The sequence below is a fragment of the Streptomyces sp. ITFR-21 genome, assembly GCF_031844685.1.
GTDB lineage: Bacteria > Actinomycetota > Actinomycetes > Streptomycetales > Streptomycetaceae > Actinacidiphila.
Map to the genome: position 1 here is coordinate 5,941,143 of NZ_CP134605.1, position 24,938 is coordinate 5,966,080.

At 68.8% G+C, this 24,938-nt stretch carries 22 protein-coding genes; 14 read left to right on the forward strand and 8 right to left on the reverse strand.

The window, feature by feature from the left end; all coding sequences use genetic code 11:
• Nucleotides 1–56 precede the first annotated feature (56 nt).
• The 5 genes from RLT57_RS26565 to RLT57_RS26585 are packed head-to-tail and all read left to right on the forward strand — an operon-like array spanning nucleotide 57 to nucleotide 5,520.
• A complete protein-coding gene (locus RLT57_RS26565; RefSeq protein WP_311299769.1) occupies nucleotides 57–923 on the forward strand; it encodes a sugar phosphate isomerase/epimerase family protein in 867 nt (288 codons plus the stop codon).
• A complete protein-coding gene (locus tag RLT57_RS26570; protein ID WP_311299770.1) occupies nucleotides 920–2,698 on the forward strand; it encodes a thiamine pyrophosphate-binding protein in 1,779 nt (592 codons plus the stop codon). Before RLT57_RS26565 ends, RLT57_RS26570 begins: the two co-directional genes overlap by 4 nt.
• The gene (locus RLT57_RS26575; protein WP_311299771.1) at nucleotides 2,695–4,167 is read left to right on the forward strand and encodes an aldehyde dehydrogenase family protein; all 1,473 of its coding nucleotides are present in this window, start codon (nucleotides 2,695–2,697) and stop codon (nucleotides 4,165–4,167) included. Before RLT57_RS26570 ends, RLT57_RS26575 begins: the two co-directional genes overlap by 4 nt.
• Nucleotides 4,168–4,213: 46 nt before the next feature.
• A complete protein-coding gene (locus RLT57_RS26580; RefSeq protein ID WP_311299772.1) occupies nucleotides 4,214–4,597 on the forward strand; it encodes a cupin domain-containing protein in 384 nt (127 codons plus the stop codon).
• A gap of 53 nt (nucleotides 4,598–4,650) precedes the next feature.
• Complete coding sequence (locus tag RLT57_RS26585; RefSeq protein ID WP_311299773.1) at nucleotides 4,651–5,520, forward strand: IclR family transcriptional regulator; 870 nt, start codon at nucleotides 4,651–4,653, stop codon at nucleotides 5,518–5,520.
• A gap of 597 nt (nucleotides 5,521–6,117) precedes the next feature.
• Here RLT57_RS26585 and RLT57_RS26590 read toward each other — a convergent pair.
• The 6 genes from RLT57_RS26590 to RLT57_RS26615 all read right to left on the reverse strand — a co-directional run bounded on the left by RLT57_RS26590 (nucleotide 6,118) and on the right by RLT57_RS26615 (nucleotide 14,184).
• Complete coding sequence (locus RLT57_RS26590) at nucleotides 6,118–7,479, reverse strand: aldehyde dehydrogenase family protein (protein ID WP_311299774.1); 1,362 nt, start codon at nucleotides 7,477–7,479, stop codon at nucleotides 6,118–6,120.
• Between the two features lie 283 nt (nucleotides 7,480–7,762).
• The gene (locus RLT57_RS26595; protein ID WP_311299775.1) at nucleotides 7,763–8,842 is read right to left on the reverse strand and encodes a zinc-binding dehydrogenase; all 1,080 of its coding nucleotides are present in this window, start codon (nucleotides 8,840–8,842) and stop codon (nucleotides 7,763–7,765) included.
• 5 nt (nucleotides 8,843–8,847) lie between these two features.
• On the reverse strand, nucleotides 8,848–10,263 hold the full coding sequence (locus tag RLT57_RS26600; RefSeq protein ID WP_311299776.1) for an FAD-dependent oxidoreductase: 1,416 nt from the start codon (nucleotides 10,261–10,263) through the stop codon (nucleotides 8,848–8,850).
• Between the two features lie 20 nt (nucleotides 10,264–10,283).
• Nucleotides 10,284–11,693 (reverse strand): FAD-dependent oxidoreductase, encoded by a 1,410-nt coding sequence (locus RLT57_RS26605; RefSeq protein ID WP_311299777.1) that lies wholly within the window; start codon nucleotides 11,691–11,693, stop codon nucleotides 10,284–10,286.
• A gap of 74 nt (nucleotides 11,694–11,767) precedes the next feature.
• A complete protein-coding gene (locus RLT57_RS26610; RefSeq protein ID WP_311299778.1) occupies nucleotides 11,768–12,547 on the reverse strand; it encodes an SDR family NAD(P)-dependent oxidoreductase in 780 nt (259 codons plus the stop codon).
• Nucleotides 12,547–14,184 (reverse strand): FAD-dependent monooxygenase, encoded by a 1,638-nt coding sequence (locus RLT57_RS26615; RefSeq protein WP_311299779.1) that lies wholly within the window; start codon nucleotides 14,182–14,184, stop codon nucleotides 12,547–12,549. The genes RLT57_RS26610 and RLT57_RS26615 overlap by 1 nt, the downstream gene beginning before the upstream one ends.
• 457 nt (nucleotides 14,185–14,641) lie before the next feature.
• On the opposite strand from RLT57_RS26615, the gene RLT57_RS26620 reads away from it, so the two are divergent.
• The 6 genes from RLT57_RS26620 (at nucleotide 14,642) to RLT57_RS26645 (ending at nucleotide 19,612) form a co-directional block, all read left to right on the forward strand.
• Nucleotides 14,642–15,499, forward strand: coding sequence for a branched-chain amino acid ABC transporter permease (locus RLT57_RS26620; RefSeq protein WP_311299780.1), 858 nt, complete (start codon nucleotides 14,642–14,644; stop codon nucleotides 15,497–15,499).
• 1 nt (nucleotide 15,500) lies between these two features.
• The gene (locus tag RLT57_RS26625; protein WP_311299781.1) at nucleotides 15,501–16,583 is read left to right on the forward strand and encodes a branched-chain amino acid ABC transporter permease; all 1,083 of its coding nucleotides are present in this window, start codon (nucleotides 15,501–15,503) and stop codon (nucleotides 16,581–16,583) included.
• Nucleotides 16,570–17,265: an ABC transporter ATP-binding protein gene (locus RLT57_RS26630; RefSeq protein ID WP_311299782.1), complete on the forward strand. Its 696-nt coding sequence runs from the start codon at nucleotides 16,570–16,572 to the stop codon at nucleotides 17,263–17,265. The genes RLT57_RS26625 and RLT57_RS26630 overlap by 14 nt, the downstream gene beginning before the upstream one ends.
• On the forward strand, nucleotides 17,262–17,957 hold the full coding sequence (locus RLT57_RS26635; RefSeq protein ID WP_311299783.1) for an ABC transporter ATP-binding protein: 696 nt from the start codon (nucleotides 17,262–17,264) through the stop codon (nucleotides 17,955–17,957). The genes RLT57_RS26630 and RLT57_RS26635 overlap by 4 nt, the downstream gene beginning before the upstream one ends.
• Nucleotides 17,958–18,038: 81 nt before the next feature.
• A complete protein-coding gene (locus tag RLT57_RS26640) occupies nucleotides 18,039–19,256 on the forward strand; it encodes an ABC transporter substrate-binding protein (protein WP_311299784.1) in 1,218 nt (405 codons plus the stop codon).
• 197 nt (nucleotides 19,257–19,453) lie between these two features.
• Nucleotides 19,454–19,612 (forward strand): hypothetical protein, encoded by a 159-nt coding sequence (locus RLT57_RS26645; RefSeq protein ID WP_311299785.1) that lies wholly within the window; start codon nucleotides 19,454–19,456, stop codon nucleotides 19,610–19,612.
• 40 nt (nucleotides 19,613–19,652) lie between these two features.
• Here the strand turns inward: RLT57_RS26645 and RLT57_RS26650 are convergent, their stop codons facing one another.
• Entirely contained in the window at nucleotides 19,653–20,648 is a 996-nt protein-coding gene (locus RLT57_RS26650) for a quinone oxidoreductase family protein (protein ID WP_311299786.1), read from the reverse strand.
• Nucleotides 20,649–20,785: 137 nt separating this feature from the next.
• Here RLT57_RS26650 and RLT57_RS26655 point away from each other — a divergent pair, with 137 nt between their 5' ends.
• From RLT57_RS26655 to RLT57_RS26665, 3 genes are read left to right on the forward strand one after another with little or no spacing between them, the layout of a single operon-like run.
• Nucleotides 20,786–21,853: a cupin domain-containing protein gene (locus tag RLT57_RS26655; protein ID WP_311299787.1), complete on the forward strand. Its 1,068-nt coding sequence runs from the start codon at nucleotides 20,786–20,788 to the stop codon at nucleotides 21,851–21,853.
• Nucleotides 21,850–22,737, forward strand: a complete 888-nt coding sequence (locus RLT57_RS26660; RefSeq protein ID WP_311299788.1) for a fumarylacetoacetate hydrolase family protein — start codon at nucleotides 21,850–21,852, stop codon at nucleotides 22,735–22,737. The genes RLT57_RS26655 and RLT57_RS26660 overlap by 4 nt, the downstream gene beginning before the upstream one ends.
• Nucleotides 22,737–23,882: a PrpF domain-containing protein gene (locus RLT57_RS26665; protein ID WP_311299789.1), complete on the forward strand. Its 1,146-nt coding sequence runs from the start codon at nucleotides 22,737–22,739 to the stop codon at nucleotides 23,880–23,882. Before RLT57_RS26660 ends, RLT57_RS26665 begins: the two co-directional genes overlap by 1 nt.
• Before the next feature lie 98 nt (nucleotides 23,883–23,980).
• On the opposite strand, the gene RLT57_RS26670 is transcribed toward RLT57_RS26665, so the two are convergent.
• The gene (locus RLT57_RS26670; RefSeq protein WP_311299790.1) at nucleotides 23,981–24,784 is read right to left on the reverse strand and encodes a FadR/GntR family transcriptional regulator; all 804 of its coding nucleotides are present in this window, start codon (nucleotides 24,782–24,784) and stop codon (nucleotides 23,981–23,983) included.
• Nucleotides 24,785–24,938 lie beyond the last annotated feature (154 nt).

Consider the following 24,938-nt stretch of genomic DNA (forward strand, 5'->3'; position numbering starts at 1 on the left):
CTCACCGTTCCGACCGGGCGAGACGCGTCCGGACATCCGCGCAAGGGAGGGCGGGCGTGAAGGACGCCACGAAGTACATCGTCAACACCTACTCGTACACGATCCGCGGCGGCGTCGAGCCCTGTCTGGAGGAGCTGTCGGACGCCGGGTTCACCGCGATCGAGCTGATGACCCACCCCGGTCACGGCTGGCCCTCCGAACTCGACAGCGCCGGGCGCCGGAGGCTGGCGGCGGCTCTGCGCCGCACGGGAATCGAGGTCGCTTCGATCAGCCAGCCCAACATCGACCTCAACCTCACCGCGTCCGCTCCGGAGATGCGGGAGCACTCGCTGACCCGGCTGCTGCAGTTGGCCGAGTTGGGCGGCGAGATCGGCGCACCCGCGGTCCAGGTCGGGCCGGGCAAGATCAGCCCGCTGCTGCCCGACCCGCCGCAGGAGGTCCGCGGACGCCTGTTCCGCGCCCTGGACGCCCTCGTCGAGGCGGGCCGGAAGACAGGAGTGCGGGTCCTGCTGGAGAACATGCCGGTGTCGTTCCTGGCCAAGTGCGCGGACCTGCGCGCGATGATCGACGATTACGGCTCGGACGCCATCGGGATGACCTACGACATCGCCAACGCCGAGTTCGTCGGCGACGAGCACGCCGCGGCCATCCAGGTCTGCGGGGACCTGCTCGAGATGGTGCATATCAGCGACACCGGCCATCAGGAATACCGACACGACCCCGTCGGCCAGGGAGTCATCGACTTCCCGGCGGTCGGCGCCGCGCTCGCCGCCTCCTCCTGGGCCGGACGGCCGGTCATCGAAGTCATCGGACGGTCGGCGAACCCGCTGGCCGAGATCGTAGAAAGCATCGAACGCCTTGAGGCGATGGACTGGCTCGGCCGGTCCTTGCCCGGCACGAACCAGCAGGAGGTGCGGGGATGACCCGCCGCAAGGGCGCCGACGTCATCGCCCAGAGCCTGATCGACGAGCGTATTCCCTACGTCTTCGGGATCTGCGGGCACGGCAACGTGGGAATGCTCGACGCTCTCTACGAACGCGGGGACGAGATCAAGCTGATCTCCCCCCGGCACGAACAGATCGCCGGTCACATGGCCGACGCCTACTTCCGCGTCGCGCACCGGCCCGTCGCGACACTGACCTCCTGCGGTCCCGGATCCGCGAACCTTCCGATGTCCCTGGCGTGTGCCCAGGCGGATTCCTCGGCGTTTCTGGCGATCACCGCGAACGTACCGACCTCGCAGTGGAACAGAGCACCGTTTCAGGAGGCGTACCAGCACTACCAGGCCGACTTCCCGTCGGTGGTGCGGCCCTTCGTCAAGCGCTCCTTCCAGCCGAGCCGGGTGGACATGCTGCCCACGGCACTGCGGCAGTCGATGAACCTGATGACGACCGGCCGCCCCGGCCCCGTCAACCTGGACGTCCCGTACAACGTCTTCCAGGAGGAGGACGACGTCGCCGACACCGGGCCCGTGCCGCAGCGGTCGGTCACCCGGACCGGAGCGGACGCCGCCGTCGTTGAGGACATCACCCGGCTGCTGCTCGACGCCGAACGGCCGCTGTTGTTCATCGGGCACGGTGTGACCCTGTCGGAAGCCAGCACCGAACTGACTGCGCTGGTCGACCGGCTGGAGGTGCCGGTGGTCATGTCGCCGAACGGCATGGGCACCCTCGACATGACGCACGAGCTCAGCCTCGGTTTCATCGGCCGCAACGGCACCTACGCGGCGAACCAGGCCGGCCGCCGCTGCGACGTGCTGCTCACCCTGGGCGCCCGGTTCGACGACCGGTCGTCGAGTTCGTGGGTGCCCGGCTACTCGTGGAACATGCCGCCCACCAAGCTCGTGCAGGTGGACATCGACCCGGCGGAGCTGGGGCGCAACTACCAGCCGCACATCGGCGTCGCGGCCGACGTGCGCACGGTGCTGCGCCAACTGCTGGGCGAGTTGGAGCGGAGCGAGCAGGTCGCGGTCGCACGGGCGCGAAGCGGGAAGTGGCGCCAGGACATCGCCGGCTGGCGGCGGGAGTGGGAGGAGCACATTGCTCCGGCCTTCACCGACGAGTCCTCTCCGATGCGGCCCGAGCGTGTCGTCAAGGCCGTACAGGACGTAATGCCCGAGGACGGCATCCTGGTGTGCGACTCGGGACAGCACCACAACTGGTTCATGCAGTTCTGGAAGGCCCGCCGCCCCCAGCAGATGCTCAACACCTGGGGCTACTCCGCCATGGGCTTCGGGGTCAGCGGCGTGCTCGGCGCCAAGCTCGCCCGCCCGGAGAGTCCGGCCGTCGCCGTGGTGGGCGACGGGGGCTTCACCATGACGCCGTCCGTCCTGGCCACCGCGGTCGAGTACGACATCCCGGCCGTCTGGGTCGTCTGGAACAACTACGCCTGGGGAGCCATCCGGGACCTCCAGCACGGCTCTTTCGGCGGCAGGGAGATCGGCACGAGCTTCCTGCGTGGCGGTGAGCCCTACAACCCGGACTTCGCCGCGCTGGCCCGCAGCTACGGCGTCGGAGGCATCCGGGTTTCCAAGCCCGGCGAACTGTCCGCCGCTCTCGAAGAGGCGATCGCTGCGAACCGCCCCTTCGTCATCGACGCCGAGGTGGACGGTCATGTGCCGCCGACCTCGGTCGGCACCTGGGAACTGCCTCCCCTTCCCCGACCCGAACCGAAGTTTGGAGCACCGTGGCAACCGTGAATCCTGCCCAGAACACGCACTCGGCCGGTACGGGCACCCCGCACCCGTCTCCCCTTCGCGCCCGGCACCTGGTCAACGGCGAGTGGATCGACACCGCCGAGCACGACCAAACCGTCGACCCGTACCGGGGAGGGGTCGTCACCGAGGCCGCCGTCGGCAGCGCCGAAATCGTCGACCGCGCCGTCGCGGCAGCCGATGCGGCTGCGTCTGCCGTCGCCTCGCTGCCCGCGTACCGGCGCGCGGAGATACTGCGGACCGCCGCCGACCTGATCGAGGAACGGGCCGATGAGATCGGCCGGTTCATGTCCAGGGAGACCGGCAAGGCGCTCAAGGACTCCGTGGCCGAGGTCCGCCGTTCGCAGGACACCGTGCGGCTGTCGGCGGAGGAGGCCGTGCGTATCGAGGGCGAACACGTGCCGCTCGACAGCAGCGCGATGGGAGCTGGCAAGATCGCTTTCCTGCTGCGGGTGCCCGTCGGCGTCGTCGGCGCCATTACTCCCTTCAACGCCCCCTTCAACCTCGCCTGCCACAAGCTGGCCCCGGCGCTGGCCGCCGGGAACGCCGTCGTATGGAAGACCCCGCCGCAGGCGGCTGGCGTAGCGCACCTGCTGGCCGAACTGTTCGTCGACGCGGGAGTCCCCACCGGTGCGCTCAACGTCGTCCACGGCGGTGCCGAGGTGGGACGCGCGGTGGTCAGGGATCCGCGGGTCTCGTTTGTCAGCTTCACCGGGTCCAGCCGGGCCGGGGCCTCCATCAAGGCTGAGAGCGGCCTTCGGCGGGTGGCTCTCGAACTCGGCGGAAACGGGCAGACCATCGTCCACTGCGACGCCGACATCGAGGTGGCGGCGCCGCAGTGTGCCCGCAACGCGATGCGACTCGCCGGGCAGAGCTGCATTTCGGTGCAGTCAGTGCTCGTGCACCGCTCAATTTACGACCCCTTCCTCGAAAGGCTCACAGCCGAGGTGGCTGAGCTCCGTGTGGGCGATCCGCTCGATCCGTCTACGGACGTCGGAACTTTGATCGACGAGGACGCCGCGCGCCGGGTCGAGCGCTGGACCGCTGTCGCGACCTCCGCCGGAGCCCGGCTGATCAGCGGCGGCGGCCGGAACGGGGCACAGCTGACCCCGACGGTCCTCGCCGATGTCACCGCCGACATGCAGGTCTTCTGCGACGAGGTGTTCGGCCCCCTTGTCAACGTCGTCGCCTACGACACTCTCGACCAGGCGTTCGATCTGGTCAACAGCAGCGACTACGGGCTCCAGACGGGCATTTTCACCGCCGACAACGCGATCACGATGCGGGCGATCCGGGAGCTGCGCACAGGAGGAGTGGTGATCAACGGAACCTCCACCTGGCGGACAGACCAACTCGCCTACGGAGGCGTGAAGTCGAGCGGCATCGGCCGCGAGGGACCACGTTACGCGATCCGGGACATGACCGACCAGCGAATGGTGATCTTCAACATGTGAGGGCCGTTGAGGGACGACCGCCGACGACCGACAAGAAGGTGATCGCGTGACAGACAAGGCCGCGAAGAGGACCGCGACGATACGCCAGGGAGCCGAGGTCCTGTGGGAGCAGCCTCCCAACCATTTCGACGCGTTGTCGAAGATGCTGGTGCGCCCGGAGAACTCCGACTCCGTACTCTTCGACTTCAGGATCTCCACCTACCAGCCGAAGGGGTACGTTGCTCCTCACGTCCACCGTGCCCAGGAGCAGATCTACTACATTTTGGAGGGCGAGGGGCTGATGGAACTGGAGGGGGAGAGGACCGTGGTCGCGCCGTGGACCGTGGTGCACATCCCGCCCGGTGTGGAGCACGCCATCTACAACACTGGGATGATCGACCTGAAGTTCGTGGTCGTCACCACGCCGCCGGAGGACGGACCGCCCGAGTGACCAGGCAGTGACGAGCACGACGGCATGATTCTGAAGGACTCGAGGTGACCGGAGTGACTGTGAACGAAACCGCGGCCGAGGACACGGCATCGGACCGTGACCAGCGCAAGAGACGCGCTGGCAGCGGGGTCCAGTCGCTCCACCGCGCCACATCGATCCTCGACGCGGTCGGCCGGAGCCCCCAGGGCATGGGCCTGGCCGACCTGTGCCAGGTGATCGGCCTGCCGAGCAGCACAATCTTCCACCTGGCGAAGACCATGGTCGAGTTGGGCCTGCTCCGCCAGGAGGAGGAGACCAAGCGGTACCGGATCGGCCACCGGCTGTTCAGCCTGGCCGCCGGAGCACTCGACGAGCAGGAACTGCTGGCTGTCGCCACACCCGTGCTGGCCAACCTCTCCCAGCAGGTCGGCGAGACCAGCCACATCGGTGTCAGGACGGGCAACACGGCCGTCATCATCGGCCGCTGCGAAGGTCCGGGCGCCATCCGGGTCGCCGAGCGCATAGGAGCCCCGCGGCCTCTGCACGCGACGTCCGTCGGCAAGGTCCTTCTCGCCAGTCTCCCGGACGAAGAGCTCAACGAGTACCTGCGGTCCGGTCCGCTCACCCGGGTCACCCCTCGGACGACCACCGACCCCGAGACGCTGCTGGCCATGATCCGTGAGGTCCGCAGCTCAGGCGTCGCCTTCGACGACGGGGAATACATCCCGGACGGCAGATGCGTCGCCGCGCCGCTGCGGGATTTCAGGCATAGGGTCGTCGGCGCGATCGGCATCTCGGCTCCCGTCTGGCGCCTGGGCATCGAACGCGTCGCAGCGGTACAGCAAGCCGTCAAAACCTCGGCGGCCGAACTCAGTCAGGCTCTGGGGCACTCTCCCGCCGACGACGCCGAGGAAACGCCGCAGCCGGCCGACGGCGCGTCCTGACGACCGGTGTCTGACAGCGGGCATGGCAGAACACTCAGAACTCGTACGCGTGGAGAATGGCGACGGCCGCTGCCGCCTGAGCGACGCCCGGAGTTTTCGCTCACGCGCCTCATGATCCCGGGTCCGGGGACACCCGGGCACGGGGAGGACGGGCGATCCTGTCAGACCTGCCCTCCGTGACGTCCCGGCCAGGTGGGGGAACGGGCGGGGTGGGGGCGGGGCCGGTGCGGTCGCTGCGGGTCCTGGCCCCTGGCGCCTCAGCGGGCACGCAGTCCGCGGCCGCCCCTCCGGCACCGGCCCCGCTGCCGGAGGGTGTGGTGCGGACGCGGGAGAGGGCCGCGGCTCCCACCAGGGTGGATGGGCTTACGTCGGCAGGGGCAAGGTCGCCGAACAGCCCCGCTCCCGGCCGCTGCGACAGTGCGACGGACCTGTTCGTGGGTGAAGGTGGCGCCGCCGTCACCGCCGGCCATGCGCTGGAAGGCGCTCCTGAACGCCTTCCAGAACGCCTTCCAGGGCCGGCTCACCCCGGTCAGCAACTGAACCTCAACAATCAAGATCAGCCGTGAATGGACACACCCGGCGGCACGCCGAAAAGGCTCAGCTGGTCGGGGTGAGGGCCACCTCGTAGACCGACCGGGGGTTGGAGAACTCCCGGAAGCCCCACACGCCGTGGTAGCGGCCGTAGCCGGAGGAGTTGACACCCCCGAAGGGCAGATTCTCCTCGCGCCAGTGCACGTTGTGGGCGTTGACGGTCACGCCACCGGAGGTGGTGTTGTCCAGCACGCGCTCGACGAAGTCCTCGTCCTGACTGTAGATGTAGAGCCCGAGCGGTTTGCCGAGCGAGTCCGAGTGCGCGTAGATCTCGCTCTCGTCGGTGTAGGTGAGGACCGGCAGCAGAGGTCCGAAGATCTCCTCCTGGATGATGTCGCTGTCGACCGGCACGTCCAGCAGCACGGTTGGCTCGATGACCAGCGCGTCGGCGTCGGATGTGCCACCGAACGCGATCGTCGCGCCGGCCTCGACCGCCTGGTCGAGGTATCCCTTGACGCGCTCGAAGTTGCGCCTGTTGACGAACCGGCCGTCGCGCTCGTACCGGAACTCGCCGTTGTCGTAGTACTTGGCCCGCACGGCGGCGACGTACTTCTCCACGAACTCGTCACGCCGGTCTGCCGGCACCCACACGTAGTCGACCGACAGGCAGGTCTGGCCGTGATTAGGGATCTTGCCGATGACAATCTGCTGCGCGACGTAATCCAGGTCGGCGGTGCTGTCCACGATCGCCGGGGACTTGCCCCCGAGTTCGAGGGTGAACGAGGCGAGGTGCTTGGCCGCGGCGGCGACGATCAGCTTGCCCACGCGCGGGCTGCCGGTGAGAAAGATGTGGTCGACGGGCAGGTCGAGCAGGACGTCGTTGGTGCTGCGGACGCCGTCGGGAGTGTTGGTCTCGGTGTCGTCGAAAACCGACACCTCGTCCTCGGCGAAGGCTTCGGCGACGATCGTCGCGATGACCTTGCCGGTGGCCGGGGCGAGGGAGTTCGTCTTGCCGATGACGACGTTGCCGGCGGCGACGGCCTGCACGAGCGGCGAGAAGAACATGCCGATCGGAAAGTCCCACGTGCCGAACAGCAGGACGACTCCGCGCGGCTCGTACTTGATGAAGATCCGCTTGCCCTTGGGGGAAGGGATCGACTGCTCGACGTCGATCGGTGCCATCCAGTCGGCCAGCTCGGCGACGGCCTTGTCGATGTTGCCCATGACGGTCAGGAACTCGCCCCGATTGTCGGTCGGGCGGCCCAGGTCGGCCTTGATGGCCGTGCCGATGTCCTCGGCATGGGCGGTGAGGGCTGCGCGCAGCGCCTCCAGGCGCTCGATGCGCTCGGCGGAGGTGCGGGCGCGGACGGCGGCGCGGTTGGCGCGCGCAGCGGTGAAGACCCGTTGGATCTCGTTGTACTCGAGCACTGCTGATCCCTTTCCTGCTGGTGTGCCGGCCGTCGGACCGGTCAGGCCGGTCAGGCCGGTCAGACCTGGTCGGTGGGGCGGATGACGATCTCGTTGACAGCGCGCCGGCGCGGCCCGGTGACGACGGAGGCGTTTGCGTCAGCGATGCCTTCGGCGAGCGGCTTCTCGACGCCGCCGGAGAATGCGTCGAAGCTGCCCTGAGCGTGGTACCACGTGTGGCCGGAGGTTCGGTGTCGACGACGCCGGGCTTGATGACGGCGAGGCCGGCTGGCGCCGGTTTGTCTCAGAAGACGATGACCGAGCGGGCGACTCCGCCGTCGGCGAAGCGTTCCATGGCCTTCGGGACGTCGCCGAGTTCGATGCGGTCGGCGACGAGCTCGTCGAGGCGAAGCTGACCCTGCAGGTACATTTGTGCGAGCAGCGGAATATCACGCTTGAACCGGTTGGCGCCCATCGACACGCCGTGGATGTGCTTGGCGGTCAACACGAGCTCTCCGGCCGGGATGTCGAACGTGACGCCGGCCGTCGGCACGCCGACGAGGTAGACGCCGTGGCCGGGCTTGACCGCCCGCAGCGCGTCGAGCGCGGTCGACGCGAGCCCGGCGCACTCGAAGGCGTACTCGACCCCGCCGTCGGTGATGGCTCGCAGCGTGGCGCCGGCGTCGCCGGAGGCGGCGTTGACGGTGTGCGTGGCGCCGAAGGTGCGAGCGAGCTCAAGCTTGTCGTCGGTGATGTCGACCGCGACGACCTGCCGGGCCCCGGACAGCGCGGCAGCCTGAACGACGTTCAGCCCGACGCCGCCGACACCGAACACGGCGACGGCACTGCCGACCGAGGGGCGCGCGGCGTTGAGGATCGCCCCGGCGCCGGTGATGACCGCGCAGCCCAGCAGGGCGGCGCACTCGGCCGGCACCTCGTGCGGCACCTTGACCAGGGTGTCGGCGCCGGTCAGGACCATCTCGGCGAACCCGCCGAGCTGCCCGCTCTGGGTCACTTCCTTCCCGTCGACAGACAGCCGCGGGCGCGGTCGGTTGATCTTGGCGCGGTTCGCGCACAGGTAGCCCAGGCCCTCGTAGCACTGGGTGCAGTGCCCGCAGGACCGCGACAGGCAGCCGACGACCTGGTCGCCGGGGGCGAACTCGGTGACGGCAGAGCCGACCCGCTCGACGATGCCGGCGACCTCGTGCCCGAGGACGCGGGCCTCGTCGGTGATGCCGAACATGCCACCGTTGAGCTGGGTCAGGTCACTGTGACAGACGCCGGAGGCGCTGACGCGTACGAGAACCTCGTCCGGCTCGGGCTCGTCGACGTGCACGTCGAGAAGCTCCTGTACACCAAAACTGGTGCGGACCATCGCCTTCATACCGATCACCTTTCAGAGGACAGCGTGGGGCGCGCGGCGTTCACGGCGGCGACGGCGTCAGCGGCGGCGACGCGGCCGAAGATGACGGCCTTGGCCAGTGACGACCCGCTCATGTAGCCGTGGGCGTGGAAGCCGCCGACGAGCTCGCCGGCGGCCCACAAACCGTCGATGACACTGCCGTTCACGTGCCTGACCCGCATGTGGTCGTCGACGCGCACTCCGCCGTAGGTGCTCGTCACACCGGCGGTGCTGGGGTAGACGTAGTAGGGCGGGGAGTCGATCTTGGCCAGCTCGCCGTAACCGGAGCTCAGCGACGTGCGGCCGAAGTCGCTGTCGACCCCGGCTTCGGCGAATTCGTTGTAGCGGGCCACGGTCGCCACCAGCACGTCCACGTCGATGCCGGCGATCTCGGCGATCTCGGCGATCGTGTCGGCTTTGCGGACGTAGCCGTTGGCCAACCCGCCGCTGTAGTTGTTGACGAGCTTGTCCGGGATCGACTGCGCCATCGTCTTCTGGTCGAAGATCTGGTAGCCGACGCGGTCGGTCTCTTTCAGGCAGATCGAGCCGATGAGCTTGTAGGAGATGGACTCGTCGACGAATCGGCGGCCTTCCTTGTTCACGACGATCCCGCCGCGGTAGAGCCCGTTGAGCAGCGTCGGCTCGCTCGGGTAGCCCGGTAGTTCGGCGGACACGCCGTAGGTCGGTTTGATTTCGCCGACGTCGCACAGGTCCGCTCCGGCCGACATCGCCAGGTACAGCCCGTCGCCGGTGTTCCACTTCCCGCCCATCAAGCGGGCGCCGAGCAGCTCGGGGGCGAAGGTGGCGATGGGCCGCGCTCCGCGAGAGAACCCGCCGGTGGCCAGCAGGACCGCGCCCGTGGTCCAGGTGGTCTGCTTGCCGGCGCCGTCGCGGGTGACGACGCCGCGCACGGCACCGCCGTCGAGGACGAGGCTGACGGCCGGCTCCTCCAGCAGCGAGGTGAACGTTGGATAACTTTCGGCCCTGGCTTTGATGAGTTGGAACGCGGCGCGGATCTTCACGCCGTGCGAGCGCGGGCGGGACTGGCCACCGGAATGGCTGACCTGGTCGAAGCCGACGCCGAGCTCGCGCAGCCATCGGTAGCAGTCCATCTGCTCGCGCACGTACAGGTCGACCAGGGCCGGATCGACGGTATCTCCGCCGTCGTCGAGCAGATCCTGGCGCAGGATCGCCTCGGAGTCCTCGATGCCGGCCTCGGCTTGCATGTCGGTACCGGCGAAGGCGAACGAGCCGCCGCTGAGTACCGAGCTTCCGCCCGGCTCGGTTCCCTTCTCCGCGAGCACGACGCTCGCGCCGAGCGCGAGTGCCTCGACGGCGGCGGAGTACCCGGCGGCCCCTCCGCCGATGACGACGAGGTCCGCTGATTCAGAAGGCGCGCTCATGGTGTGAAGTCCCTTCAATATTAAACAATAGCCTGCGCGTGACCTGCACGGGCCGCTGCCGAGCCGCCGGCCCACATCCCGGTGATGAAGCAGGGTGCGAGGCCGCCGGCGTACCCGCCGCCGGAGATGCCGCCGACGTCCGCGCCACCGGCGTACAGCCCGTGCACCGGACTGCCGTCGTGGTCGAGGACGGCGCCGTCGGGGGAGACCTTGATCCCGCCGAAGGTGAAGGTGATGCCGGCGCGGACCTCGACAGCGTAGAACGGGGCCGTCTGCGGGGCGCGGGCGCGGGGTGAGACCGGGACGCCGGCGGCGAACGGCTTTTTGTCGGCCACGGCGGTGGAGTAGGCGTTGACGGTGCGCTCAAGGCGTTCGCGCTCGACGCCCCACGAGGCGACCTCGTCCAGCAGCGACGCAAGGCTGTCGGCTTCGGCGACGCGGGCCCCGTGCCCGCGGGCATAGGCGAAACGGTCGACGCGGCCGACGCCGGGCGCCGGCTCGGCGGTACCCGTCGTCTCGCGCACGTGCTGGTCGAAGACGATGACACCGGACGCGCCCGGCTGCCGGGAGATCGCCTGGGCAAGGACGGCGTCGCCGATGGTCTCGTCCATCACCCGGTCACCGAGGCGGTTGACCAGGATCGATTCGGCCGAGTGGTACTGCGTCAGCGGGCGGAAGTGCTCGGGGGTGAACACAGCGGCCGGGTGGGCGAGCAGGTGTCCGTAGAACCCGGACAGACCGCCGGAGCCGGACGCGCCGACACCGGTCGCCATCCGGAATCCGTCGCCGACGCTGCCGGGGTTGGAGCGGATCAGCAGCCGGTCGTACTCGCTGCCGAGGAATCGCGCGCGCAGCTCCGGCGATCCCTGGAACCCGCCGCTGGCGAGTACGACCGCGTCGGCGTTGACCCGCAGCCGCGTTCCGTCCGGGCGCACCGCTATGACACCGGTGACGGTGCGACCGTCGAAGATCAGCTGCTTCGCGGCGTGCTGGAACAGCACGCCCCCACCGCTGTCGCGCACAGCCTGCAACGCGTGGTCCAGCAGGTCCTGGATCTCGATCTTGTGGCTGATGCCATTGCCGACCTGCGTGATGTTGGGCTCGTCGGCGACCGAGATGCCGGTCGAGCGCAGGAACCGCACCGCGTCGGGGTAGCCGTCGAACAGCTTGCGCTGCATCGCCGGATCGCCTTCCGGGGCCAGGCGCCGGAAGATCTCATACGCGCGGAAGGTCCAGAACCCGCCGGCGGAGTACGACGCCGATCCGCCGTTGACCTCGCGCTTCTCCAGCACGGTGACCTTCGCGCCGGCCCGTACGGCGGCCAGCGCGGCGCCGCTGCCGGAGGCGCCGCTGCCGATCACGACGACGTCGGTCGTCAGTTCGCCGTCGGACTCGGCAGGCTCGTCATGCCCTGCGGGGTTGGTGGTCACGCCGCTTCTCCTTCGTGTCCCGCACTGTGCGCGCTGGTCCCGGTGGTCCGGCGCGTTGGCTGATGCCGGGTCGGTCAGCCCGCGAACAGCCGACCTCCGTCGACGGTGATCGTCTGACCGGAGACGAACGAGCTCAGCTCCGAGGCCAGGAACAGGACCGCACCGGCGATGTCCTCGGACCGGCCGAGCCGTCCCAGCGGGGTGTCGGCGCGGCGGGCCTCGATGAACGCCGGCGACAGCCGGGCCAGGTTGCCGTCGTGGACGACCAGGCCGGGGGCGACGGCGTTGACGCGGATGCCGTCGGGGCCCAGTTCGACCGCGGACTGCACCGTCATCGACCCGACGGCGCCCTTGATGCCGGAGTAGACGAACTGCCGGCGTGCCGGCCGGACGCCGGCGGAAGAGGAGATGTTGACGATCGAGCCGCCGCCGGCGTGCCGCATCAAGGGGATCGCCTGCTGGGTCGTCCACACGATCGACTTCAGCCCGGCCGTGATCATCCGGTCGATCGTCGGCTCGGCGATCTCGCCGATCAGCTCGTAGACGATCCAGGCAGCGCCGTTGACGAGCACGTCGAGGCGTCCCGCTCCGGCGCGCACGGTACCGAACAGCGACTCGACGGTGGCCTGGTCGCCGATGTCGCCGACCAGCGCGTGGGCCCGGCCGCCGGCGGAGTGCACGGCATCGACGACCTGGCCGCAGCGGTCGGGGTCGAGATCGCAGCAGTACACGATGGCGCCCTCGGCGGCCAGCGTCAGGCAGATCTGGCGGCCGATCGCGCCGGCGCCGCCGGTGACGACGGCGACCTTGCCCGGCAGCAGCGCGGCCCGGGTGGGGGATTCCGGCGTGCTCATCATTTCACCGCGGTTTCGGAGGTCCGGTCGGTGCCGCGCAGGCCGCAGACCGTCTCGACGATAGCCGCCGCGTCGGCGGCGTCGTCGCCGCGCCACGCCACCTGTCCGTCCGGGCGCACCAGTACCAGCGGCTTCTCGTACAGCGCGGCGGCCTCGGCGCTGTCGACGTCGACCAGGCGGATCGGCACCGAGCCGGCCTGTGCGGCCGCCAGTAGCGGGCCGGCGTCGGCTGCGGCGTCGAAGCGCAGAAGGGCGAACCGCAGGCCGAACTCGTCCAGGGTCGACCGCTGCGGTGACAGCCACACGTGCGGCGCTCGCGAACCGGGCCGCGCGGTCGGCGTATAGGTGGAGACCGTCAGCTCCGGTGCCGGGGTCCCGTCCGGGACGATCACCGGCGACCCCTCGTAGAGGTAGCCGAGATGGATCCCGATCGTGAACCACTCGCGGGCCATCATCTCGGTGTAGCGCTGGCCGTACTCTTTGCGGGCCTGCGTGGCTTCGGCGCTGTCGCCGGCGAAGACCGCGGCCTCGGGCTTCGCGACACGCGGCTGCAACATGCGCTTGAGGTTGTCACCGGCCTCGGTGACGTTGCGGATGGCGACCGGCCGCTGCTCGGTCTCGTAGGAGTCGAGCAGTGTCTCGCCGCCCCAGCCGTCAAGGACCGCCGCGAGCTTCCAGGACAGGTTGACGGCGTCGAGCAGGCCGGTGTTCATGCCGAACCCACCGGTGGGCGAGGTCAGGTGCGCTGAGTCGCCGGCGAGGAACACGCGCCCCGAGCGGTAGTGGTCGGCGACGAGCTGGCGGCGGACCCACGGCAGCATCGACAGGATCTCGAAGTCGAACTCGCGCCCGACCGCGCGCACGATCGCCGTGCGCATCTCCTCCTCCGACACCAGCCGCCTGTCCCCGTCGCCGATGAGCGAGAATCGCCACTGATCTTTGCCGTTGATCGCGACGAGCGTCGCCCAGGTGCCTTCTTCGCCGATGAAGATGTACCGGTAGGCGGCCTTGGTGTGGTGCAGCGACTCCAGGCCGTCGCAACGGAACACGGCGTTGGTCGTGTAGGTGAGCACGCCGTCGCCGGTCATCTCGATGCCGAGCTTGTCCCGCACCCGGCTGCCGCCGCCGTCGGTCCCGATCAGGTACTGGCACTCGATCTCGCTGGTCGTGCCGTCTGCGTCACGCACGACGGCGACGACCCGGTCGCCGAGGTCGGTGAAGTCGACGAGCTCGGTGTTGTAGCGGATGTCGCTCCCGTTCTCAACGGCGAAACGGGTCAGGACCGGGTCGAAGAAGTTCTGTGGGCAGCGTTCGCGGTGCTGCGGGCTGTGCGGCGGGGGCTTCTCGTCGGCGGGCGCCGGAAAGGGCTCGCGGCCGAACTCGTAGCCGTTGAGGTCGGTGACCCAGGCACAGTCCTGGGTGTAGTGGCGGTTGTAGCCGGCCGACTCGACCCAGTCCGTGATGCCCCACCGGCGACAGAACTCCATGGACCGTATCCCGACCATGTCCATCTTCGGCTGGGTGACCGCGCCGTCGGTGCGCTCGACGAGCAACGTGTTCACTCCGCGCCATCCGAGGTCCCCGGCCAACGCCAGTCCTACCGGCCCGGCGCCGACCACAAGAACGGGAACCTGCATATCGATCACCTTTCGACGGCCTCTGCGGCGACTCACGGGGGCGCCGTCCTGGGAAGCATCGGCAGCCTAATGAAATGGTTCGACCAAAACAAGGGCTGGTGCGGAACCGGCGACCAGGTCGTTGATCGGCGCCTCTCCTGGCTTCGTCACGGCCCCGAGTCGCCTAGGTACCCAAGGTGAGGGCCCTGCGTGGGCTCTCAGGGGGCGCAGATGGGGTGGGTCAGATCTCGACTCGGAATCGTCTGCCGAATTCTGCTACGTACCTTGTTCACGTCGGGGTTGATCGTATGGTAGAACCATCCGAACCTCGGGACAATCGACTCAAGGACGTAACGTGAGCGCAAGGGCGGCGTGACGCCGCTCTGCTCGCAGTGACGGGAGAGGTCATGACAATGACGACGCGCGTGACGGTGCCAGACGACCCAGCCGCCCAGCTCGGGACGATGGAGCGCTCGACGTGACAGGCGTCTCTATCCTCAACGCGCTCGCGATCAGCGGTCTGTACGTTCTCGTTGTCACCGGCTTGGCGATCATCTACGGGCTGCGCGGCGTCATGAACTTCAGCCACGGCGCCCTGTACATGGTCGGCGGCTACTTCGCCTACACCCTCACCAGTCACATGAACTTCTGGGTTGGACTCGTCGGGGCCACCGTGATCATGGGGCTGATCGGAATTCTGTTCGAGTTCGTCGTGCTCCGCCCGCTCATGGGCCGGCTCAATCCGACGCTCATGGCCCTGGTGACCTTCGGACTGTCGATCATCATCGACCAGGTCATCGTCAAGGTCTACGGCGGCGGCAGCCACACCACCGCACTGCCCAGCGGTTTGCAGGGAACGACCGCGCTGCTCGGCACGCACTATCCGACCTACCGGCTGTTCGTCATCGGCGTCGCCGTCGCGTTCTCCATCGGTCTGTTCTGCTGGCTGCGGTACTCCCGCACCGGCATGTACGTACGCGCCTTCAGCCAGGACCCGGGCACCTCGGAGATCCTGGGCGTCAACAGTGACCGCATCGGTCTGCTCATCGTCTCCCTGGGCATGGCATGTGCCGGCCTCGCCGGCGCCCTGGCCGGCCCGTACATCACCGTCTCGCCCTCAATGGGCGACTCCATGGTGATCACGGCGCTGATCATCGTGGTCGTCGGGGGTGTCGGCAGCCTCGGCGGCGCGTTCGTCATCGCCATCGTCTATGGCTTCGTCCAAACCTTCGGCGCGCAATGGGTGCCGAGCTTCTCCAGCACGATCCCCTATCTCGCCGCGTTCATCGCGCTGATCGCGGTCCCGCGTGGTCTCGGCCGAAGCCGGGAGGCTTGACATGTCCGACACCACAGCCTTCAAGCCCGTGGCTGAGAAGGTCCTGGCACCCCGACGCGGCGGCCCGACGGGCGGGCACCACGTCAGCCGCCGGCTGCTGATCGTCTCCGGCGTGTTCGTGCTGGTCGCCGTCGTCGGCTTCTTCGTCCCGTCGTTCGGGTTCGGTACGCAGACCGTCGACCTGCTCGGACAAGGACTGGTCCAGGGCGTCGCGGCGACCGGAGTCGGCCTGCTCATGCGGCAGACCGGGCTCATCAACTTCGGCGCCGGCGCACTCTACGGCAGCGGCGCGTACATGTTCGCCATCGCCTGCACTTCCCTCGACCTGTCCATGACGTCGGCTTTCGTCCTCGCCGTGGTCGCCACCACCGTGCTGTCGGCCATCGTCGGCATGCTGACCGTACGCTCGGGGCATCTGGGATTCGCGATCATGACGGTGGCGTTCAGCCAGCTGCTCATCCAGCTGGTCAATTCCCAGGGTCTGCGCTCGGTCACCCACGGTACCGACGGCCTGCTGATCACTGAGAAGAACACCCTGTTCGGAATCAACGGCCACGACCTGTTCTCCCCGTCGTCGTTCTGGCCGCTGGCCTGGATCTGCGCACTGCTGGCGGTGGTCGTCGCCTATGCCATCGAGCACTCCCGGTTCGGCCGTATCGCACGCTCGATCCAGGAGAACGAGGAGCGGATGCGGTTCGCCGGGTTCCAGACGTTCTGGCCGAAGGTTCTCATCTTCACCATCGCCGGAGCACTGGCCGGCATCGCCGGAGCGCTCAGCGCCGCCCACTACGCGTTCGCCTCCACCGACCTGCTCGGCCTTTCCTCCGGCGGCGACATCCTCTTCAGCTCCTTCCTCGGCGGCCCCAGCTTCCCGGCCGGGCCGATGGCCGGATCGGTGCTGTTCTCGTGGGCGCAAAGCGAGTTCGGACAGGCCGGGCAGCTGGAGCTCTACACCGGGATCGGCATCGTCGTGGCCATTGTGCTGCTGCGCCGCGGACTGCTCGGCGCGGTCGGAGACCTGTTCCGCCTCGCCCGCCGCACCGTCGGCAGCCACTCGAAGGAGACTCCCGATGCTTCGCACTGAGAACCTGAGCGTGTCCTTCGGCAAGGTCGCCGCGCTGAAGAACGTCACCGTGCAGATCGAGTCGGCAACCGTGCAGGGCGTTATCGGACCCAACGGGGCCGGCAAGTCCACCCTGATGGACGCGCTCAGCGGCCGGGTGAAGGCCACGACCGGACACGTGTACCTCGACGACGCGGACATCACAACCCGTTCTGTGACCTGGCGCCGCCGGCAGGGCATCTCCCGGTCCTTCCAACGCACCAGCATCTTCCCGACGCAGACCGTGCGCGAGCAGCTCGAACTCGTCGCCGGGCGCAGCAAGGCCACCGACGCCACCGAGATCGCCGACGCGCTCGGCCTGGGCGAGGTCCTGGACCGCGTCGCCGGCGAGATCGCCTACGGTGACCAGCGGCGCGTCGACATCGCCTTGGCCCTCGTCGGCAACCCGACGCTGCTGCTGCTCGACGAGCCCGGCGCCGGACTGTCCGCCGCCGAGACGCTGTCGCTGTTCGAGCATGTCGCCGCTCTCGTGAAGGACCGCGGCGTCACCGCGGCGATCGTCGAGCACGACGTCGACGCCGTCTTCGCCACCTGCGACACCGTCACCGTGCTCGACCTCGGCACCGTGCTCGCCAGCGGCAAACCCGAAGACGTGCGCCGCGACGACCGGGTCATCACCGCTTACCTCGGGAGCGCCGCATGACCGCATTGGAGTTCGACGCGCTCACCGCCGGTTACGGCGAAGGCATCGTGCTGCGCGAGGTCAGCCTCACCGTCGCGGCCGGGGAGTCGGTCGCCGTCATCGGCCGCAACGGCGCCGGCAAGTCGACGCTGCTGAACTCGGTGTTCGGTGTGCCGCGCATCCGCTCGGGCACGATCCGCATCGGCGGCAACGACCTGACCCGCTCGCGCGCCTACCGACCCGCGCGGGCAGGAGTGTCGATGTCACCGCAAGGGCGCCGCATCCTGCCGAATCTGACGATCGAGGAGAACCTCAAGCTCGGCGCCGCAGCCGACCGCGCCGGGCACTGGAGCATCGACACCGTCAACGACCTGTTCCCGATCCTGCGGGAGCGGCGCAGGAAACTCGGCACGGAGCTGTCCGGCGGTCAGCAGCAGATGCTCGCCATCGGCCGCGCGCTGATGGCCAACCCGCAGGTGCTGTTGCTCGACGAACCCTCCGAAGGGCTCGCGCCGGTCATCATCGACGAGCTGGCCGAGGCGCTGCGCGAAGTACAGCGCTCCGGCGTCGGCCTGCTGACCGTCGAGCAGCATCTCGGACTCGTCCGGCGGGTCGCCGACCGGTTCGTACTCCTGGAAAAGGGTGTCGCCACCCACGAGGAACCCATCGCAAACCTCGACAACGACGAAGTCAAGCAGTTGCTCGCGCTCTAGCCCAGCTGCCGTCGCCCGGCCATGTCCTCGGCCGGGCGATCCTCACCCGCGTACGTCCGAACCATCAGCAATGGAGCTCAGATGTTTTCTCGGAAGTCGACGCGCCGCGTCGGTGCCGCGCTGTCCGCTGTGGCGCTGGCCGCCATGGTCGCCGCCTGCTCGTCAAGCGGGTCCGGAGGTGGTGGTAAGAGCAGCGACGTCATCAAGGTCGGCGTGCTGTCCTCGAACAACCCGACGTTCGCCCTCGTGAGTTCGCAGACCATCTCGGCCGCCAAGGCCGCCGCCGCCAACATCAAGACCCCCGGCGGACAGAAGCTGGAGGTCGTCCCGATCGAGAACGACGGCACACCCGCGGACGCGGTGCAGACCGTCAGTCGCGCCGTCCGGGAGGACAACGTCCACTTCATCACCGGCTTCTTCACCTCCGCCATCGCCGCCGCGCTGAGCAAGCAGGCGTCGCAGCTCGGCGTCGTGGTCCTCGACGCCGACTCGAAGGACCCGAGCCTGACCGCGGCGAACTGTTCGAACAACTACTTCCGCATCGCGATGAGCAGCGTGACGTTCACGCGTGGCGCGATCAGCGTCGGCCTGACCAAGAACGCCAAGACGTGGGACATCGTCGCCGCCGACGACGCGACCGGACACGGGGCGGCCGAGGAGTTCGCCCGGCAGGCGAAGGCGGCCGGCATCACGATCGTCAAGCAGGTCTTCACGCCCAACGGCGCCAGCGACTACGCCCCCTACATCAGCAAGCTCAAAGCCAGTCCGGCCGACGCCCTGCTGGTGCCGTTGTCCGGTGAGGACGGCCAGACCTTCGCCAAACAGGCCAACTCCTTCGGCCTGTTCCCCTCCTACAAGCTGATCCTCGGCGAATCGCTGCTGTCGGCCTCCGACCTCGCCGAAGGCAGTGCGCTCAAGGGCGTCCAGGAGGTGCTCACGTGGAACCCGGACTCCGCCTCGGCTGAGGCCGCGACCTTCCTGAAGGAGTTCCCGCCCCAGAACAAGGGCGTTGCGGCCTGGTGGCTGCCCGCGGACGTGTACTCGACGTTCGAGGTCATCGGGCAGGCCGTGAACACGGCTGGTTCGACCGACTCGGACAAGATCATCAAGGCGCTGGCCGGGTCCACGCACAACACGCTGTCCGGGCCCATCCAGATTCGTGCCGCCGACCACCAGTCGCTGCGCCCGCTGGTGCTGGTGCAGGTCAGCATCGTCAACGGCAAGCCCGAGCTGAAGACGGTGCGCCAAATCCCGGTCGGCGACGTGTCGCCGGCCGCGGACAGCGCCTGCAAGCTCTGACCGGACCGGCCGGCCCGGGAAACCCCGGACCGGCCGGCCGCCCTGAGGGGGCTTGGCCGGGACCCGCAAACAGGCCGACCCCGTCGCGAACGGGCCGCCCACCTGGTGCCGGCCCGGCCGGCCACCGTCATTGCCCCTGTTGCCGTCCACGCGGTCGCCTCCGACCGCGTCCCACCGCTTTCGCGGGAGGCGTCATCGTGACCGAGAACGGAACCGCCGCGCTGGTGCGCGGCGCCTGGCACGAATCGTTGGCCTGGGCCTGGGCCTGGGCCTGGGCCGGCGCCGAGGCGCCGCCGGCTCGGGCCGGTGTCCGGGTGCCGGTGCCGGAGGTTCCAGGCCGGGGCAGCGACGGCTAGGGCCGCGGTGGCGGGCCGGATGACCTCGCGGTTCAGGCCGTCAGCGGTGGGGGTCCAGCAGCGACTTGCCCTGCTGACGGCGTCCTTCGAGCGCCGCGTGCGCCTCGGCGACCCGGTCGAAGGAGTAGACCGGGCCGGGCTCGACCGACAGGGTGCCGCGGGCCAGCGCGGTGAACACGCTGGCCGCACGCGATCGGAAGGTCTCCAGGTCACGTACATGATCGGCGAGCCGAGGTCTGGTCAGGAACAGCGACCCTGCCTCGCCGAGTTCGATCGGGCTCAGATCATCGACGTTGCCGGCGACCGAGCCGTAGTTGACAACCAGCCCGCGCACGGCGGTGGCCCTGATGCTCTCGCGCAGCGTCGGCGAACCGATCGCGTCGTAGACCACGTCGGCACCGGCGCCGCCGGTCAACGCCCGCACCTGGTCGGCGAGGTTGGGCTGGTCGTAGCGCAGGACGTGGTCCGCGCCGAGGTTACGGACGATCTCGGCCTTGGCCGGCGAGCTCGTCGAGGCGATCACCGTCGCGCCCAGCGCATGGGCGTACTGCACCAACAGCCGTCCCACAGCGCCGGATGCGGCGTGCACCAGACAGGTGCTGCGTGGACTGAGACGGCCGACATCGTGGGCGAGATAGTGAGCGGTGAGGCCCTGGAAGATCGACGCGGCTGCCTGGGAGAGTTCCAGCTCCGGCGGGACCGGTGCGAGGCGCCGCGCCGGCACGATCGCGTAGTCGGCGTAGCTCCCCCACGACAGACACCACGCGACGCGGGCCCCGGCGTCGAAACCGCTCACGCCGTCGCCGGCCTCGACGACGATCCCCGCGCCCTCCATCCCCAGGCCGGTCGGCAGCCGCACCGGATAGGTGTGCGAGGTCGCGTACTTGCCCTGCCGGGTGTGGACGTCCATGAAGTTGATCCCGGCGAACTCGACGCGAACCAGCACCTCACCCGGTCCCGGGCGGGTGAGGGGCCGGTCCCACTGCTCCAGGACGCTCGCGTCGCCGTAACGGCTGATCCCTATCGCACGTACCACTGCGCTCCGCCTTTTCCTCGTGGCCAACCTGCCCTGAAACCAGCTCTTCACGGCCCCATCGGGAGGGGTTGCTTCGACCAAGTGACCCGCTTTAGTCTAAACGGTAGAACCATTCGAGCAAAGAGAGGTGTAGTCGCTTGACCTCCACAACGCATGACACCACTGACACGAGCACAACGGACTTCACCGAGCGCCTCGCCGCGGTCGGTCTTCGGATTCAGCAGCCCGGCGACGTACCGATCTTCACACCTGAGCCGAAGCCGACGATGGTGCCGATGCACTGGAAGTGGTCACAGCTGTCGGGCCTGATCGACGAGCTGAGCGAGCATCTGTCGCTGGCCCCGGGCAGCGGACGTCGCACTCTCAAGCTCACCAACCCCGGCCTGGAGTTCGGCACGACACCGACGTTCTGGGCCTCGATTCAGTACATCCTCCCGGGCGAGGTCGCCACCGCGCACCGGCACACGCCCGAGGCGTTCCGGTTTGTCATGTCCGGGCACGGCTGCCGCACGACGGTCAACGGTGAGAACTACGAGATGCACGCCGGCGACCTCGTGCTGACCCCGAGCTGGGACTGGCACGACCATGTGCATCACGGCGAGGAGCCGATGATCTGGCTCGACGTCCTCGACATCTCGCTCGTGCGCTTCTTCGACTCGATCTTCTTCGAGAACTACTCGGCCGACGTGCAGCCGGTCGACGAGGTCCCCGACGCGGGCTACCGCAGGTTCGGATCAGGCCTGCTGCGCCCGGTCGGCGCCGTCGCGACCGGCAACGACAACCCGCTGCTGGCCTACCCCAAGGCCCAGGCGGATGCCGCCGTCGCGCAGGCCGCCGGACTGCCGGCCGACCCGGTCGACGATGTCATCCTCGAATACCAGGACCCGACCACCGGCAACCCGGTCATGAAGACGCTGTCGATGAAGACACAGTTGCTGCGCAACGGCTTCCGAGGCCGGTCGGTCCAGCACACGGGGAGCAAGGTCTACTGGGTGATCGACGGTTCCGGCACGACCGAGGTGGCCGGCCGGCGATTCGAGTGGAGCAAGGGCGACTTCTTCGCGATCCCGTCCTGGGCCCCGCACCGGCACGAGAACGCCTCCGGTGCCGACGCGCGGCTGTTCCGCGTCGACGACTCCCCGTTGCTGCGCGCGGCCGGCCTCTACGTCGAGCGCCCGGTGCAGGACGAGACGATCAGCCGGTGAAACTGGCCGTCTTCAACGACTACCGCGTCGGAGTCGTCGTCGGTGACGAGGTCGTCGACGTCAGCGCCGTTCTGCCCGAGTTGTTCGAACGGTGGCCGATTCAGCGGATCAACTGGCTCATCGAGCACTGGGACGAGCTCGGGCCGCAGGTCCGCGCCGCAGCCGAGGACCACGCGCAGGCGCACCGTGTGGCCGACGTGACCCTCCGTGCCGCGAGCCCGGCCCCGAGGCAGTTGTTCGCCCTGCCCGCGAACTTCCACAAGCACCTGACCGAGCTCGGTACGCGCTCGGTGTCGAAGGGGCGCACCGCCCGCGAACAGGGCTTTTTCCTCAAGAGCGCCGGCTCCGTCATCGGCGCTGGCGAGGAGATCGTTCTGCCGCACGGGTCCGCACGCCGTTTCGATCACGAGTGCGAGCTCGCGGTCGTCATCGGCAAGTCCGGCCGCGACGTGCCGCGAGCCGATGCGATGGATCTCGTGTTCGGGTTCTCGACGCTGATCGACCTCACGATGCGGATAGAGCCGGGGGAGTTCGAAGAAGAGCGCTCCATGCGCAAGTCCTTCGAGAGCTTCACGCCGGTCGGCCCGTACCTGGTGACCGCCGCCGAGGTCGGCCCGCTGGAGGGGCTCGTGAGTCGGCTTTCGGTCAACGGCGAGCTGCGCCAACGCGCCCCGCTGCGCGATCTCATCGTCGACGTGCCGGAGGCGATCGAACTGATCACGTCGGTTGTGCCGGTGTTCCCGGGAGACGTCATCGCGATGGGCACGCCGCAAGGCGTCGGCCCGGTCGGGCCCGGAGACTCGGTGACCATCGGCATCGACGACGTCGGGCAGATGACACTGCCGGTCCGCGCCCGCGCGGCCGCGTCACCGAGGCCGTACTGATGATGAGCGAAGACCGCGGCTATCGCGCCGCCTTCTATCGCGGAGGCACCAGTAAAGCTCTGGTGTTCAACCGCGCGGACCTGCCCGCACGCGAGGAGTGGGCGTCGATCTTCCTCCGCGCGATGGGCAGCCCCGACCCGACCGGGCGCCAGCTCGACGGCATGGGCGGCGGACTGTCCTCGCTGTCGAAGGTCTGCATCGTCGAACCGTCCGATCACCCCGACGCCGACGTCGACTTCACCTTCGCGCAGGTGCAGATCCGTGAGTCGGTCGTCGACTTCGCCGGCAACTGCGGCAACATGTCGGCGGCCATCGGCCCGTTCGCGGTCGACGAAGCCCTGGTCGTCGTCGAGGACGGGACGGCGACGGTCCGGATCCGCAACGTCAACACCGACAAGATCATGCACGCGACGTTCGAGGTCCGGCAGGGTCGGGCAGTCAGCGCCGGGAAACTCGCCATTCCCGGCGTAGCCGGCACGGGGGCACCGGTGAAGCTCGACTTTCTCGCGCCCGGCGGGGCCACCACGGGCACCCTCTTGCCCGCCGGGGCCGCGACCGTCGAACTGTCCACGCCTGAGCACGGGACCTTCGCTGTGTCGATGGTCGACGCGGCCAACGCCTGCGCGTTCGTGTCCGCGGAGGCGGTGGGCCTCACCGGCGTGGAGATGCCCGAAGACCTCGAACGCCGCGGCGACGTGCTGGAGACGCTGATGTCGATCCGGCTCAGCGCATCGGTGGCGATGGGGATCGCGCCCGACCGGTACACGGCCGCGGCGAGGCCGGTGGTGCCGTTCATCGCCGTCGTCGCGCCGGGCCGGGCTTTCGTCACGCTCGACGGGGTCGCCGTGACGGGCGACGAGTCCGATCTGGCGATACGGATGATGTCCAGCGGCCAGCCGCATCGCGCGATACCGATGACCGGTGCGATCTGCGCCGCGGCGGCGGCCGCGATCCCGGGGACGATCCTGCACGACATCGCCGGCGCGAGGCCGACTCTGCGGCTGGGAACCCCGTCCGGAGTCATCACGGTCGCGGCGGAGCCCGACACCGATCACGGTGGGGGCTCGGCCGTTGCCGGGGTGAGGTCGGCTTCGATCTTCCGTACGTGGCGGCGTCTGTTCGACGGCACGGTCTATCCGCGGTGACCGGCGGTCGTGCACGGTAGCGACGGGTCCGGGTCGGGGGCGTGTGGTGAGGGCTCGTGAGCGGCTCGAAAGACCGTCTGGCAGCCGGCTGTCGGGACTCAGCCGGCTGCCAGCGGGCTGGCAGATCGGGGCCGGTCGCGCTTCTGGTCACGCTCCTGCTCGGACATGTAGGCCTCCAGGCGCTCAAGATGCGCGACGAGCTCCTCGATCGCGCCCTCGGCGTCCCGCTCGCGGATGAGTTCCAGAATGCGGCGTCGGGTGGCGACCACGGAGTGCTGCGGACCGTGGCCGACGACAGCGAGGCGAGCGGCGACGATGTCGGTGAGCGCGTCGATGAGCAGTGCGTAGACCTCGTTGTGCGTCGACCGTCCGAGGATCCGGTAGAAGTTCACGATCTGCTTTGCCCGGCGCTCCATGTCGGCCGGAGCGGTGAGCGTCTCGGTCTCGTCGATGTCGGCATCAAGCTCCTCGAAGTCCCGTTCGGTCCCGCGCTCGCACGCCAGCCGCACGGCCTCGCTCGTGATGAGGATCCTGGTCTCCAGGAGGCTGGCAGGCGACAGCTGACCGAAGAACGCGAGGTCATGTATCCCGCGGGTGACGACGGAGGTGTCGCCCTTGGCGATGAACACCCCGCCGGTGACGCCGGTGCTGACGGTGACCAGGCCGGCCTGCTCCAGCACCCTGGTGGCCTCACGGACACTCTGCCGGGCGACGCCGAAGATCTGCGCCATATCGCGCTCGTTGGGCAGCTTGTCGCCAGGGCGCAAGTTGCCGGCGGCGATCTCTGCGCGAACCTGGTTGACGATCTCCTGGAACCCGCGGCGGGCCTTGACTCGCGTGAACCCGGTTCGCGCGCTGGTCAGGTCGGTCGGAGCACTCGGGAGGCTCTCATCGGAAGTCATCGCTGCATTCACGTCCGCATCATCGACACCAAAGGTTCGTTCATTTACACCGAGAATTGTAGCGTTCGACGCGGCAAACACTAGAGATCCGAGCGTATCGGTTCTACCATTCGTCCGTAGCGGTTCACGTGCTGCCGCTCGTGAGCCGGGGCGA

Excerpts from the sequence above, each read along its gene's own strand:
- RLT57_RS26630 (WP_311299782.1), top strand. The coding sequence starts at position 16,570 with ATGCTTCGCACTGAGAACCTGAGCGTGTCCTTCGGCAAGGTCGCCGCG.
- RLT57_RS26595 (WP_311299775.1), bottom strand. The coding sequence starts at position 8,842 with ATGAAGGCGATGGTCCGCACCAGTTTTGGTGTACAGGAGCTTCTCGAC.
- RLT57_RS26600 (WP_311299776.1), bottom strand. The coding sequence starts at position 10,263 with ATGAGCGCGCCTTCTGAATCAGCGGACCTCGTCGTCATCGGCGGAGGG.
- RLT57_RS26640 (WP_311299784.1), top strand. The coding sequence starts at position 18,039 with ATGTTTTCTCGGAAGTCGACGCGCCGCGTCGGTGCCGCGCTGTCCGCT.
- RLT57_RS26625 (WP_311299781.1), top strand. The coding sequence starts at position 15,501 with ATGTCCGACACCACAGCCTTCAAGCCCGTGGCTGAGAAGGTCCTGGCA.
- RLT57_RS26570 (WP_311299770.1), top strand. The coding sequence starts at position 920 with ATGACCCGCCGCAAGGGCGCCGACGTCATCGCCCAGAGCCTGATCGAC.
- RLT57_RS26670 (WP_311299790.1), bottom strand. The coding sequence starts at position 24,784 with ATGACTTCCGATGAGAGCCTCCCGAGTGCTCCGACCGACCTGACCAGC.
- RLT57_RS26615 (WP_311299779.1), bottom strand. The coding sequence starts at position 14,184 with ATGCAGGTTCCCGTTCTTGTGGTCGGCGCCGGGCCGGTAGGACTGGCG.
- RLT57_RS26610 (WP_311299778.1), bottom strand. The coding sequence starts at position 12,547 with ATGAGCACGCCGGAATCCCCCACCCGGGCCGCGCTGCTGCCGGGCAAG.
- RLT57_RS26635 (WP_311299783.1), top strand. The coding sequence starts at position 17,262 with ATGACCGCATTGGAGTTCGACGCGCTCACCGCCGGTTACGGCGAAGGC.
- RLT57_RS26665 (WP_311299789.1), top strand. The coding sequence starts at position 22,737 with ATGATGAGCGAAGACCGCGGCTATCGCGCCGCCTTCTATCGCGGAGGC.